Annotated in this window: 12 protein-coding genes; 8 read left to right on the forward strand and 4 right to left on the reverse strand. The window is 48.3% G+C overall.

Annotated features, from left to right (window positions below):
- Positions 1 to 181: 181 nt before the first annotated feature.
- Entirely contained in the window at positions 182 to 2,899 is a 2,718-nt protein-coding gene (gene acnA / locus AC1DVJ_RS06325) for an aconitate hydratase AcnA (protein WP_477589220.1), read from the reverse strand.
- A 234-nt stretch (positions 2,900 to 3,133) separates the two neighbouring features.
- Here acnA and AC1DVJ_RS06330 point away from each other — a divergent pair, with 234 nt between their 5' ends.
- The 8 genes from AC1DVJ_RS06330 (at position 3,134) to AC1DVJ_RS06365 (ending at position 10,898) form a co-directional block, all read left to right on the forward strand.
- Complete coding sequence (locus AC1DVJ_RS06330) at positions 3,134 to 4,156, forward strand: amidase domain-containing protein (RefSeq protein ID WP_477589221.1); 1,023 nt, start codon at positions 3,134 to 3,136, stop codon at positions 4,154 to 4,156.
- 39 nt (positions 4,157 to 4,195) lie between these two features.
- Positions 4,196 to 5,338: a D-alanine--D-alanine ligase gene (locus tag AC1DVJ_RS06335; RefSeq protein WP_477589223.1), complete on the forward strand. Its 1,143-nt coding sequence runs from the start codon at positions 4,196 to 4,198 to the stop codon at positions 5,336 to 5,338.
- A gap of 7 nt (positions 5,339 to 5,345) precedes the next feature.
- Positions 5,346 to 5,669, forward strand: coding sequence for a hypothetical protein (locus AC1DVJ_RS06340; RefSeq protein ID WP_477589224.1), 324 nt, complete (start codon positions 5,346 to 5,348; stop codon positions 5,667 to 5,669).
- A 458-nt stretch (positions 5,670 to 6,127) separates the two neighbouring features.
- Complete coding sequence (uvsE, locus tag AC1DVJ_RS06345; RefSeq protein WP_477589225.1) at positions 6,128 to 7,117, forward strand: UV DNA damage repair endonuclease UvsE; 990 nt, start codon at positions 6,128 to 6,130, stop codon at positions 7,115 to 7,117.
- Between the two features lie 91 nt (positions 7,118 to 7,208).
- Positions 7,209 to 7,979: an enoyl-ACP reductase FabI gene (gene fabI / locus AC1DVJ_RS06350; RefSeq protein WP_477589227.1), complete on the forward strand. Its 771-nt coding sequence runs from the start codon at positions 7,209 to 7,211 to the stop codon at positions 7,977 to 7,979.
- 196 nt (positions 7,980 to 8,175) lie between these two features.
- A complete protein-coding gene (locus AC1DVJ_RS06355; RefSeq protein ID WP_477589228.1) occupies positions 8,176 to 9,036 on the forward strand; it encodes an inositol monophosphatase family protein in 861 nt (286 codons plus the stop codon).
- Between the two features lie 200 nt (positions 9,037 to 9,236).
- A complete protein-coding gene (locus AC1DVJ_RS06360) occupies positions 9,237 to 10,202 on the forward strand; it encodes a sugar kinase (RefSeq protein WP_477589230.1) in 966 nt (321 codons plus the stop codon).
- Positions 10,203 to 10,235: 33 nt separating this feature from the next.
- The gene (locus AC1DVJ_RS06365) at positions 10,236 to 10,898 is read left to right on the forward strand and encodes a bifunctional 2-keto-4-hydroxyglutarate aldolase/2-keto-3-deoxy-6-phosphogluconate aldolase (protein WP_477589232.1); all 663 of its coding nucleotides are present in this window, start codon (positions 10,236 to 10,238) and stop codon (positions 10,896 to 10,898) included.
- A gap of 129 nt (positions 10,899 to 11,027) precedes the next feature.
- Here the strand turns inward: AC1DVJ_RS06365 and AC1DVJ_RS06370 are convergent, their stop codons facing one another.
- The 3 genes from AC1DVJ_RS06370 to AC1DVJ_RS06380 all read right to left on the reverse strand — a co-directional run bounded on the left by AC1DVJ_RS06370 (position 11,028) and on the right by AC1DVJ_RS06380 (position 13,238).
- Entirely contained in the window at positions 11,028 to 12,050 is a 1,023-nt protein-coding gene (locus tag AC1DVJ_RS06370; protein WP_477589234.1) for a GntR family transcriptional regulator, read from the reverse strand.
- Between the two features lie 14 nt (positions 12,051 to 12,064).
- A complete protein-coding gene (locus tag AC1DVJ_RS06375; RefSeq protein WP_477589235.1) occupies positions 12,065 to 12,868 on the reverse strand; it encodes a phytanoyl-CoA dioxygenase family protein in 804 nt (267 codons plus the stop codon).
- Between the two features lie 241 nt (positions 12,869 to 13,109).
- On the reverse strand, positions 13,110 to 13,238 hold the full coding sequence (locus tag AC1DVJ_RS06380; RefSeq protein ID WP_477589236.1) for a DUF6254 family protein: 129 nt from the start codon (positions 13,236 to 13,238) through the stop codon (positions 13,110 to 13,112).
- Positions 13,239 to 13,351: the final 113 nt, after the last annotated feature.

Consider the following 13,351-nt stretch of genomic DNA (forward strand, 5'->3'; position numbering starts at 1 on the left):
GTCTCAACCCGCAGTTTTTGGAAATGTAAGTCAATGCCTTGGGGCTCTAAGGCTAGAGGGGTGTGTATTTTTCCCCGATTTTGCGAAAACACGAATGATTTTTCCCATAAATATGTAAAAAGCCCGAGACTGCCATAAAGGCAATCCCGAGCTTTTTTTGTGTGTTTTGCTAGTTACTTAATTAGTTTTTATTCTCAGCAAGAATCGAACGAAGAACGGTTTGCAGGATACCACCGTTACGGTAGTAGTCTACATCTACCAAGCTATCCAAACGCACAAGAGCTGTGAATTCGAAGCTCGTGCCATCTTCACGAGTTGCAGTAACTTTTACTGTTGAACCTGGTTGAACGTCATTGCTAAGGCCTGTGATATCGAATGTTTCGCGGCCAGTAATACCTAGCGTTTTCCAGCTTTCGCCGTTAACGAATTGAAGTGGAAGAACACCCATTCCAACAAGGTTACTGCGGTGAATACGCTCGAAGCTTTCCGCGATAACAGCTTTAACGCCTAGCAAGAAAGTACCTTTTGCTGCCCAGTCACGGGAAGATCCAGTTCCGTACTCTTTACCTGCGATAACTACGAGGTTTTGACCTTCAGCTTGATACTTCATGGAAGCATCATAGATGGACTCAACTTCGCCAGTTGGCAAGTAAGTTGTAACGCCGCCTTCAGTTCCTGGAGCCACTTGGTTACGAATACGAATGTTCGCGAACGTACCGCGCATCATCACTTCGTGGTTACCACGACGGGAACCGTAGGAGTTGAAGTCTTCTCTTTTTACACCATGGTCGATCAAGTATTGGCCTCCAGGGCTGTCAACTTTGATGTTACCAGCAGGGGAGATGTGATCCGTTGTAACGGAATCGCCCATAAGTGCTAGTGTTTTTGCGCTGCGGATATCTGCGATATCATCAAGAACTGTGCCTAGATCTGTGAAGAACGGAGGCTCTTGGATGTATGTGGAGTTCGTGTCGAACTCATACAGATCGCCTTCTGGAATTTGGATGGCATTGAAACGCTCATTCGCGCGGAATACGTTGCTGTATTTGTCGCGGAACATATCAGGGCTCATCGCTATGTTAAGAGCATCTTGAATCTCTTGGTTTGTAGGCCAGATGTCTTTCAAGTAAACAGGCTTGTCGTTTTGGTCGTAACCGATTGGATCAGTTGCCAAATCAATGTTCACAGTACCTGCAAGAGCATAAGCAACAACTAGTGGAGGTGATCCAAGGTAGTTCGCTTTTACTTGTGCATGTACGCGGCCTTCAAAGTTACGGTTACCGGAGATAACAGCAGCAACAGTCATATCGTTGTCGATAATCGCTTTGCTTACTTCGTCTGGAAGCGGACCGGAGTTACCGATACAAGTTGCACAGCCGTAACCTGCAACGTGGAAGCCAAGAGCTTCAAGGGACTCAAGAAGGCCTGCTTTAATCAGGTACTCAGTAACAACTAGGGAACCTGGCGTCAAAGAGCTTTTTACGAAAGCTGGTTTTTTCAAACCAAGTGCTACCGCTTTTTTCGCTACGAGACCAGCACCGATCATAACACTTGGGTTGGATGTGTTCGTACAAGAAGTAATCGCCGCGATTACGACTGCGCCAGTACCCATTTTAACTGTTTCATTTGGATACACAACATCAACAACTTCAGCCACTTTCTCTTCTGTCAAGCCGTAGCCGCCTTTTTCGATCGGTGTACGGATGATAGCATTGAAAGATTCTTTCATGTTCGTAAGCTCAACGCGATCTTGCGGACGTTTAGGACCAGCTAAGCTAGGAACTACCGTGCTAAGATCAAGCTCAAGAACTTCTGTGAACACTGGATCTGGCGTGCTGTCTGTGCGGAACATGTTTTGTGCTTTGTAGTAAGCTTCTACAAGCGCAATTTGCTCTTCATCACGGCCAGTAGCGCGCAAGTAGTTCAATGTTTCGTTGTCAACAGGGAAGAAACCGATTGTTGCGCCATACTCAGGAGCCATGTTCGCAACTGTTGCACGGTCAGCCAGGGAGATGTTGCTTAGACCAGGACCGAAGTACTCAACGAATTTACCAACAACGCCTTTTTTACGCAAAATTTGAGTAACAGTCAATGCCAAGTCAGTCGCTGTAGCGCCTTCTGCCAATTGACCTGTCAATTTGAAACCAACAACGTCTGGAGCGACGAAGTATAGAGGTTGACCAAGCATACCAGCTTCCGCTTCGATACCGCCAACGCCCCAACCTACTACACCAAGACCATTGATCATCGTTGTATGGGAGTCTGTACCTACAAGGGAATCCGGGTAAACGACAGTTTCGCCGTCGATTGTTTTCGTTGCTGCAACAGATGCCAAGTACTCCAAGTTAACTTGGTGAACGATACCTGTTGAAGGTGGCACTGCACGGAAGTTATCAAATGCAGTTTGTGCCCAACGCAAGAAACGGTAACGCTCTTCGTTTCTTTCGAATTCTAAGTTAATGTTCATGTCGAGTGCATCCGGGGATCCGAAAGCATCAACCATGACAGAGTGGTCAATTACAAGGTCAACAGGTACAAGCGGGTTAATACGTTTAGGATCTCCGCCTTCACGAGCCATAGTCGCACGCATTGCCGCAAGGTCAACGACGACTGGAACGCCTGTGAAATCTTGAAGAACGATACGAGCAGGAATGAAAGGAATTTCTTTGTTCTCATCGCGGCCTTGAGCCCAGCCAGCGATTTGTTTTACGTGCTCACTTGTAATCGCGCGACCATCGAACTGACGAACAGCTGCTTCAAGCAAAACGCGGATGGAAACAGGTAGATTGCTAATTGTGCCATGACCTTGGCTTTCAAAGTCAGGAAGGCTGTAATACTGGAACGATTTCGTGCCGACAGTTAACTGCTTACGCACAGAAAAAGAGTCCTTATTGGACATAGGTAGTTCCTCCTCAAATGATAATATCTAACCATGCCATCGAATTTCATCTAGTGAAACTCGATTTCATAATTCCCTCTACCTCAAGTATACTGCTTCGCCACGTGTGAGTAAAGATTAATTTCAATCATTTTTACCGTCAAAATGTCATATATTGAATCAATTCAAAGCAATTCGGGCTTGTCCTAACGAAACCTATCGTTACCTTAATAAAAGCTAAGGAGGGATACCAAGATGTCCTGGAAAACAGCGCTCTACAATTACGTTCATGCGAAAAATCAGGCTGAGCTTGAAGGCTCATCTGCACCATTGGAAGCATTTGTCTTGGACAGCGCTTATGTACGGAAACAGGATGTTAAGGTACGAAGGCTCCTGAATAGTTACCGTGAACGTGATGCTAAGCTGCTGCGAGGTGAAACGAAGCTTCGTCTGCTGGGCGTTAAGGAATTGCCATATGGCATTATTGCCGATATCCAACTGCATCGTTTTTTGACCTATCAAATTGGTTCCAAAGAACATCAAGAGGAGCGCATAGAGTCGGAACGCGTGATTATTGAGAATGGAGCTTCTACCTGGAAGGTCCAAAGTGCGGAGCAATTACAAGGCGAAAAGTCGCATCCCAGCCGGGGGCGCAGCTTCCATTTGTCAGAGAATGAAACATTTCTAAACACCAAGCGCAGCTCACCTTCTCTTCCTTATATCAATCCTAGTATACGCAATACGAGCACTCTGGAATCCAATCATCGCAAAATCATTTATAATCGCCCCAAAGCCGTCCAATATGCGGAAACTTGGTGGCAAACACCAAATCCGAGATACGAATATTTCGAGGTAGATTGCACGAATTATGTGTCTCAATGCCTCTTTGCAGGCGGGGCTCCAATGAACTATACTGGGAAAAGGGATTCAGGCTGGTGGTATTCTGGTAAAAAAGGAAGCCAAGAGCTCTGGAGCTATAGTTGGGCAGTAGCAAATAGCTTACATCATTATTTAGACCGTCCTCATACACATGGTTTGACAGGTATAGTAGTCGGAGACCCTCGGAATCTTCAGCCAGGGGATACCATTAGCTATGATTGGGATGGCGATGGCCGCTTCCAGCATAATACGTTTGTTATAGGTAAAGATGCCAATGGCATGCCGCTTGTTAATGCGCATACCTTTAATAGTCGCAATCGATACTGGGCATATAAGGATTCACCTGCTTGGACGGAACGGACGAAATACATGTTCATTCATGTTCCCGATGAAATGTAAGTAGGCATAGAAATTGCAAATACTAGACGGAGGTACGTAATGAGCCGCAAAATACGAATTGGATTAATTTATGGAGGGAAATCCGGCGAGCATGACGTGTCTTTGCAAACAGCATTGGCGGTTATGAAGGCTGTGGATTTCACGAAATATGAGATTACACCGTTTTATATATCCAAAAAAGGAGAATGGAGAAGCGGTACACCTCTGCTAGGTCCTGCTGAATCCAAGGAAGTACTGACCTTCAGTACTGTAGACGCTAGTGCACCTGCTTCTAACGCACTGGCACCGATTTTTGGCGGCATTCAAACGAAGGGCGATGTGGCTGTTTCTTCTATTACTTCAGCTGGAGCGGAGGATCTCGGATTAGATGTCGTTTTCCCGCTTTTACACGGCACCTTCGGGGAAGATGGTACGATTCAAGGCCTTTTGGAAATGGCAAATATTCCATACGTAGGGGCTGGCGTATTGGCTTCTGCAGTCGGGATGGATAAAGTCATGATGAAAAAGGTTTTCGCGCAAGAAGGGCTTCCTCAGTGTATTTTCCGTCATTTTACCCGCACGGAGTGGGAGAAGAATCGCGCTTATCATCTCATGGAGCTGGAAACAGCGATTGGCTACCCGTGCTTTGTAAAACCGGCTAACTTAGGCTCAAGCGTTGGGATCTCCAAAGCGAGAAATCAAGAAGAGTTGATCGCGGCGGTTGCTTTCGCCTTTCAATATGATCGCAAAGTTATTATTGAAGAAAACATTGATGCTCGTGAAATCGAAGTTGCCGTTCTGGGGAATGATGAGCCTATCGCTTCTGTTGTGGGAGAGATCGTGTCTTCGAATGAATTCTACGATTATAAAGCCAAATATTTAGACGGCAAATCGGCCATGATTATCCCTGCTGAGATATCCCAAGAGATATCAGATGAGGTCAGAGCTTTAGCACTCCGTGCATTCTTGGCGGTAGATGGCAGTGGCTTGTCGCGTGTGGACTTTTTCCTAGGCAAAGCCGATCAGAAAATCTATATCAATGAAATCAATACGATGCCTGGTTTCACACCGTTCAGCATGTATCCATTGCTATGGCAAGAGACAGGTAAACCATATAAAGAGCTGCTGGATGATCTCATTCGTCTGGCACTTGACCGACATGCAGCTAAGCAAAATATCCAATATTCTTTCGATGCGGAGTAGATGAGCCATGGGTTTTCAAACGGAATTCAATTCAGCTTGTAAGTTTAAGTCTGAGCAGGAGCTCTATGAGCTGCTGGAGTATGGCCGCGGCAAAATGGTAAAGAGCGGCTTCCGCGTGTTTCCAACAGGTCAGAAGGTCATCGCGTACACGCCTGAGAACCAGGCGATCGCCATCGTGCGCATCGTGGCCTCCATCGCGGAAATCAATTTCCAAGGTGAAGAAGTTACGCAGGTGGAGATGGAGCTGATTCGTCGTCTGAACGAGGAAGAAGCTCGCATTCAGACCTCGCTTGCGTACGAGATGTTTTTTGGGGAACAAGGCACGAAGTAGAAGTAAGGAGAGCACCGTCCGATGAGGACGGTGCTTTTGTTTTTTTGGTGAGAAAGGGTCGAGCCTGACCCGAAGCTGAAGCCGAACTTGGACCGCCAGTGTCAGCGCCACCGCAATCGTCACCGCCTCCCAACCCGAACCCCTGCCATCAGCCTAACTAACTGATTTCCTCCATCTATTTCGGCCATATTTCACGTTTCCGAAGGATTAACTGTATTTTCTGCAGGTAATATCCGGCTATTGTCACGATTCTTCGAATTCCTCTATAAATTAACTGGACTTTCTCCAGATATTCCCGATAATCCCCCAAATCCGCGAAATATAACTGTAGTTAATACAGCTAATCAATATTATTGCTCCATATTCCAGCCTATCTCGTAATAAGTCAGCCTTGTATGCACGACAGATCGCCAGGGTAACCTAACTAGGATCATCCTGAAAAAAAGGAGACCCTACTCATGCTTATTCGCCTCGGATACGTGGCCATGTCCACCGTGGTTAAGAATGCTTCCCCGTCCAAGACGATGACGGCAACAAACTTCAGTAAGCTGCTCGATCGCGAGGCAGCCATCCGCAAGTTAGAGCGCATTGGCGCTGAAAATTTACATAACACACTCCGCCTGCTTAAACATAATCGCGCTCATGATATTATGGTGTTCCGGTTTTCATCCCGTTTTATCCCGTTGATTGGTCATGAGATGCTGGGTGATTGGGATCCGATTCCGACGCTAGCGGCTGAATTCGAAGAGCTTGGCAGCTATGCCAAGCTTAATCATATGCGTGTCAGCTTCCATCCAGATCACTTCACCGTGCTAAGCACGCCGAGGAAGGATGTGCTGCAGAAATCCATCGAAGATCTAGAACGTCACTCCGCCATGCTGAACGCCATGGGTCTTGGTATGGAGGCGATGTGTAACATCCATGTCGGTGGCTCTTACGGGGACAAAACAAAGTCCGCGAAGCGATTTGTTCAGAACTTCAGTACGCTGCGCCCGTCCATCCAACAACGAATCACGCTCGAAAATGACGACAAAACCTTCAACGCGCTAGAAACGCTTGAGATTGCCGAAATAGTCGGTGCCCCGATGGTGCTGGATGTCCATCATCACGCGGTCAATAACAACGGCGAGGACGTCACGGAGCTATGGCCTCGCATTCAAGAGACGTGGCTAAGTCGCGCACGCTTGAGTCTCGATGAGGCTTCAGCCACGCTTCCTCCAAAGATTCATGTTTCCAGCCCCAAAGGTGAAACGGAGCCAAGAAGTCACGCCGACTATGTGGAGGTGGGGCCCTTATTTGCGTTTCTCAAAGCAATAGCCCCCATCACACCGAAGCTGGATATCATGATTGAAGCGAAGATGAAGGATGGCGCCTTATTCAAGCTGATGGATGACTTGAAGAGACAAGAAGGCGTCACGGCGCTCGATCAAGCATCGATTCAGCTGTAAACCCATATTTTGCTTGAATTGTTGGACAAAATGGGGTAATTTGGAGAGTGAACGACTAACCATGCCATTGTGAGAGGGGCTTCTACGAACCATGAGTCAATTATTAAACGGGAAAAATATACTTGTAATGGGTGTTGCCAATGACCGCAGTATCGCTTGGGCCATTGCACAATCTTTAGCTGCACAAGGCGCTAATCTTGTGTTCACGTTCGAAAATGAGCGCGTTGAGGAACGCGTACGCAAGCTAGCTGACACGATTCCAGGCTCAACTTTGATGCCGTGTAACGTAACCGTTGATGCAGAGATCGATACCTTGGCATCCGCGCTTAAAGAGAAGTTTGGTGTGGTGCACGGGCTTGTACATAGTATTGCTTTTGCTAAAACAGAAGAACTCGACGGGCTCTATGTTGATACATCACGCGAAGGCTTCGCGCTTGCGCATGACATTAGCGCATACTCCCTAGTAGCAGTTTCCAAACGCATTTACCCGCTAATGACTGAAGGCGGAAGCATCATGACTATGACATACCTTGGCGCAGAGCGCGCAATGAAGAACTACAACGTCATGGGAGTTGCCAAGGCTGCGCTAGAAGCTAGCGTTCGCTACTTGGCGGCAGATCTTGGACAATACGGCATTCGCGTGAACGGTATTTCGGCTGGTCCGATCCGTACCTTGGCTGCCAAAGGGATCAAGGATTTCAACTCCATCCTGCGTCAAGTCGAAGAGAAAGCACCGCTTCGTAAAACAACAGATACAGCTGAAGTTGGCGACACGGCTATGTTCCTGATGAGCAACCTGTCCCGCGGTATCACGGGCGAAGTTATTTATGTAGACGGCGGGTACCACATCGTTGGTATTTAAGAAAAGCCTTATTTTCATAGATAAAAATAAGTGAAATCCGTACGGCCCTCGTGCCGTTACGGTTTTTTTTCGCTTTTTTTCGCGCTAATGTGAAAATGTACGAATAATTTAGGATGAAACGCACTAGTATTAGAAACGTATAATTTACTATACTTAACGTATTATCTAAATTAATGAAAAGAAAGAGTTGATATAGATGGTTGGTAATGGTACAGAAGCTTTTGTGGTGGGAAGTAAAAGTTTTACAGCAGTAGCCATTAATACGGCAGCAAAAGCGGGTCAATGGATCAAGACGAAGCTCGGAGACATTAATCATGTAGGGACGAAGTTCTCTGCTCAAGACCTTGTGACAGAGGTTGATAAAGGCTCGGAAAAGCTGATTCGCAATTTGATTATGACACATTTCCCAAACCATTCCATCCTGGGGGAAGAAGGCGTTGAACCAGGTCCGGAGGCATCGGCCAAAGCGCTGCAAGAGATGAGCGACGAAGAGTATCTCTGGATCGTAGATCCGATCGATGGGACAACGAACTTCGTGCACGGTTTTCCGTTCTACTCTGTATCCATTGCGCTTGCGCACAAGGGTGAAGTGATCGTAGGTGTTGTATACGACCCGTCGCGCGACGAGCTGTTTGTAGCGGAGAAAGGGAAAGGCGCCTACATGCATGGGAAAAAGACAGAGGTCTCCGAAGAGGAGACGCTGCTCACCAGTTTAATTGCCACGGGGTTCCCGGCTGATCGTGATGGAGCTTTGCCCATTAATCTGAAGGGTGTTGGGGCGCTATCGCCTAAAGTACGTAACATCCGAGTAGCAGGCTCTGCTGCGTTGCATTTGGCTTATGTGGCTGCTGGGCGTCTTAGCGGCTTTTGGGAAATTGGTCTGAATGCCTGGGACATAGCCGCAGGTGCCTTGATCATTCAAGAGTCAGGCGGCCGTGTGACGGATACAGAGGGCAAGCCGTATCATTTGGGTGTCCGTAACGTGTTGGCGTCGAATGGGCGCATTCACGAGGAGTTTCAGCATGAGCTAGCTGTTGCTGAGGCGACGGGGCTATAAAAATAATCCAACCTCTTACATGATCGTTCCTTATGGAATGATTGGGTGAGAGGTTTTTCCTTTAATTGGTGGAGAAGAAACCCTTCGTAAAAGTCTGGTGAAAACCGTCCATATCCACTATAATATGAGATATCTCATTTATTTAAGCGTTTCAATTAACGGGACACGCGAGTCGTGATCGGAATGGATGGAGAGCTTCTATGTCGGTAAATACAGGATCAGGACCAGATATTATTACGTTTGGCGAAACAATGGCATTGCTAATGCCTTCAGGCGGTAAGGGCTTGGAGTATTCTTCGGAGCTGCATAGCCTATTTGGCGGTGCAGAGAGCAATGTGGCGATCGGGATTTCACGTCTTGGCGGCAGCGTAGGCTGGTTCGGCAGGCTGGGGAAGGACCCGTTAGGTCGTATGATTTTCAAAAAAATCCGTGGTGAAGGCGTCGATGTTTCTCGCGCAGAGTTGACCGCAGAGGCGCCAACAGGGCTTATGATGCGTGAAGTCCTAATGGGCAAAACGTCTGTTTACTACTATCGCAAAAACTCGGCAGCAAGTCAGATGAGCCCGAGCCATTTGGATGAGGCGTACATCGCTGGGGCAAAACTATTGCATGTTACCGGTATCACACCGGCTTTAAGTGAGTCGTGTAGAGAGGCAGCTTTCGAAGCCGTGCGCTTGGCGCGGAAGCATGGGGTGAAGGTTAGCTTTGATCCGAATTTACGCTTAAAGCTATGGAATATCGATGAGGCACGTCCAGTGCTGCTTGAGCTTGCGAAGCTGTCCGATATTTTCTTGCCAGGCTTGGATGAGCTGAAGTTACTGTACCAAACAGAAGACTGGGATGTCATCGTGAGCAAGCTGCGCGAGTTGTCGGCCGTATCCATCGTCAAAGGTGGAGAAGATGTGACGTATGTCGTAACAGCTGATTCTATTACGACTGTGCCTTACTTCAAAGCAGAGCAAGTTATTGATACCGTGGGTGCGGGTGATGGATTCTGCGCAGGTTTCTTGACTGGTTTGCAGAAAGGGTATGAGTACCCTGAGGCTGTTCGCATCGGGAACTTGGTGGGTTCCATGATCGTGCAGACAGAAGGCGACTGGGAAGGCGCTCCGACGTGGGAGCAAGTGGAAGCGGTACTTAACAACATTAAACATATCGAACGTTAAATAATAGGTTCACACATAGAAGGGAAGATGGTTGTGAAAAAACTTCAATTACTTCAGCAAATTACAAATGAGGGTGTTGTTGCCGTCCTACGCGGTGATACGCCAGAAGAAGTCGTCGAAATGGCGGATCAAGCCATCGCCGGCGGTATTAAAGTCATCGAAGTCACGATGACCGTGCCTTTCGCGCTGCGCGCGATCGAGGAGCTAGCGAAGCGCTACTCGAGCACAGCGAAGGACGCGTCCAAGTACGCGATCATCGGGGTGGGCACAGCCCTTGACCCCGAAACGGCGCGTGCCGCGATCCTAAGCGGGGCCGAGTTCGTTGTCGGCCCGTCCTTGAACCCGAACACGGTTACGCTGTGTAACCGGTATCGTGTACCCATCATGCCAGGGTGCATGACGATTGCGGATATCCAAGCCGCGCTAGAGCTAGGCGTGGATATTGTAAAGCTCTTCCCGGGTAACCTTTACTCCCCGGCGATGATTAAGGCCATTAAAGGTCCGCTGCCACAGGCGAACATTATGCCTACTGGCGGGGTATCGCTGAGCAACCTCGGCGAGTGGATCCAGGCCGGCGCAGTTGCCGTCGGCATCGGCTCCGATTTGACCAGCGAAGCAGTCAAAACAGGAAACTACAGCCTTGTAGCGAAGAAGGCTGCTCAATATATCGAAGCCTATCAAGCGGCTAAGAAGTAGGTATGAATGTGCGCTCCGTCGAAATTAGGACGGAGCGTATTTTTGTGTTAGTAGAGCAAGCTGATGGGGGAGGAGCTCGTCTCAACTTGTCTAATTTATTCCAGTTTATTCGATATCGATCGCCTAATATTAAGTTTCAATGAGTAAACCTTTCACCATATAGCGGTTCGGTTGCCAAAGCTCGCCTTCGTTATTTTGCGCAAGGAGCCGCTCGTAAATCTTTAGGGCCATTTCTTTCATCGGCTGCTGGTAGACGACCATCGGATACCGGACCATCTCTGGCAAGAAATCGATTACGCCTAGGGGCGAATGGTCAATTCCAGCGGATTCATAATACTTCGCCGCAGCTAGTCCGATCGGTCCGTTGCAGCAGATGATACCTGCTGGCAGACTCCCTTTATCCCGCAGGCGCTCCAACAACTGCACGACCTCCGTATCAACTTCTCCGCCCCATTTCACCCGGTATATATTACGAGGATCTCCGCCGAGCGCTAAAAAAGCCTCTTCCCGCTGCATTTCGCTGGGAATGCTCAACCCATCGTAACCTAGGAATAGCACTTTGCCGCAACCCCTGGCCAACAATGCTGCAAATAGCTCCGCCACGGCATGATGGCAGTCGATGCCGACCGCGTCGGCGACTTCCGTCTCGTACATTTGGTCGAAAAAAACCATATTCATCCCGACCGCTCGCAGACGCTTCATCATGTTGAAGTCGATTGGACCTAACTGCGGCCAGAAGACGACGTTGCGTATATCTTTCTTGATGAACCGGTAGAATAAGTCCTCCGATGCGAAAGCCCTGCCTTGGAAATCCTGCTTGAACAAGACAAGCGAACCGTTTTCCTCCGCCACCTTCTCGAAATGCGCCATGAACGAAGCGAAGAACGGATTGTGCGTCGGGGCAACCAAAGCGATCAGCTCAAGCGAGCTAGGATAGCCGCCTTTGCGGGAAGATACGGCGGTGCCTTGTCCTTGAACGCTCGAGATCATGCCGTCCTTCTTTAGTTCTTCGAGCGCCTTTCGCACCGTTACCCTGCTGAGGCCATACCGTTCGCACAGCTCTTGTTCCGTGGGCAGACCCGAGCCGCTTTTGTACGTCCCGTCTAATACCAGCTTCGTGATATCGTCTTTGAGCCCCATATAGAGAGACAAGCCATTCAGCCTCCTTAGCTTTTTATTTCGTCCGTGCTCGAGATATGATGCTCCGGCGACAAGCGAGCGAACTTCTCGACCGGAATCTCGCCTTGCGGATTATGGTTGAAATCATCCTGTCCCCGGACTAAGTAAGCCTTGAATTGCGGCGCCCGCGACAAGTCACATTTCACGTTCGTTCCGGAATACCGAATCGTCAATCCGATCCGCCAACGGTCCGATCCGTTCGCAGGCGATCCATGGACAATCGCATCGTCGTGCAACGACATATGTCCAGCCTTTAACGTCAACGATCGCTGAGCCGACTCATTGAACGTGCCCTGCTCCAGTTCCAACGTCAGCACGGAATCACCGTCAATGCTGTTATGCTTGATAAGTCCGGCTTTATGGCTTTTTGGAATGACCTTCATTGCTCCGTTCTCTTCGTCGGCGTCTACGAAAGCGAGCCATACCGTCACCGAATTGTGAGGATGAAGCGGCCAATAATACGCATCTTGGTGCCAAGCGACTGTATCGGGGGAGCCAGGCCCCTTGGCGAAGAATTGCGAGCCCCATAGGAAGAAATTTGGACCGAGAATGCCTTCTACTTGATCTAATAATTTAGGATGAGTGCAAATGTCGTATAACCACCTGCTGGACATATGCCACTCTCGGATGGCCATGAGTTTCTCGGAAGGTTCGAGCAGCGCGGAGAGTTGCTCCAGCTCTTGATTAAGAACGCTCATTTCCTCCGGTGAGTATACGGGCGCAAGACCAATCAAATATCCGTTTTCGCGATAGAAAGCCACTTGTTCCTCGGTTATAAGCAGACGCGACATGGCAAACAGCTCCTTATAATTTGTATTGTCGTATAATACAAATTATTGTAGCATGATTTCTCAGGAAAAAGTGAATCATTTTTCCACTACCCTTAGGCTAAGAAACAAGTGAAAAGTTGGCTAATCTGAGCGAAGGGGATAGTGCCCATATATCTACCACAAAGAACCCGACGACCATGTAAATGGCTGACGGGCTCTTTGTGTTGGTCCCTCTAACGTGTGGGAGGAGAGGGGGTCTTAGTTACTTCTGGTTTTCCGCGTCATACTCGCTGGCGAATTCCGCCAGGGCTTTCACCTTACCATGTGGTGGATGTTGAGCTTGTTTACGACCCTTCCATGCAGCTTCTTCGCGGCGTTTTGAGTGGCTCATCGCTAAAAACCTCCTCTGGCATGCGGATGGTGTTGCACTAATAAAATGCGATAGATGAGCATATTTTATGCAACGGAAGTACTACCTCTTACAAAAAAACTCCACCAAACCAA

The sequence above is a fragment of the Paenibacillus sp. P4_A9 genome, assembly GCF_056402415.1.

Bases quoted from the DNA above. Each gene is read 5' to 3' on its own strand.
- acnA (WP_477589220.1), bottom strand. From the start codon at position 2,899: ATGTCCAATAAGGACTCTTTTTCTGTGCGTAAGCAGTTAACTGTCGGC.
- AC1DVJ_RS06330 (WP_477589221.1), top strand. From the start codon at position 3,134: ATGTCCTGGAAAACAGCGCTCTACAATTACGTTCATGCGAAAAATCAG.
- AC1DVJ_RS06335 (WP_477589223.1), top strand. From the start codon at position 4,196: ATGAGCCGCAAAATACGAATTGGATTAATTTATGGAGGGAAATCCGGC.
- AC1DVJ_RS06340 (WP_477589224.1), top strand. From the start codon at position 5,346: ATGGGTTTTCAAACGGAATTCAATTCAGCTTGTAAGTTTAAGTCTGAG.
- uvsE (WP_477589225.1), top strand. From the start codon at position 6,128: ATGCTTATTCGCCTCGGATACGTGGCCATGTCCACCGTGGTTAAGAAT.
- fabI (WP_477589227.1), top strand. From the start codon at position 7,209: ATGAGTCAATTATTAAACGGGAAAAATATACTTGTAATGGGTGTTGCC.
- AC1DVJ_RS06355 (WP_477589228.1), top strand. From the start codon at position 8,176: ATGGTTGGTAATGGTACAGAAGCTTTTGTGGTGGGAAGTAAAAGTTTT.
- AC1DVJ_RS06360 (WP_477589230.1), top strand. From the start codon at position 9,237: ATGTCGGTAAATACAGGATCAGGACCAGATATTATTACGTTTGGCGAA.
- AC1DVJ_RS06375 (WP_477589235.1), bottom strand. From the start codon at position 12,868: ATGTCGCGTCTGCTTATAACCGAGGAACAAGTGGCTTTCTATCGCGAA.
- AC1DVJ_RS06380 (WP_477589236.1), bottom strand. From the start codon at position 13,238: ATGAGCCACTCAAAACGCCGCGAAGAAGCTGCATGGAAGGGTCGTAAA.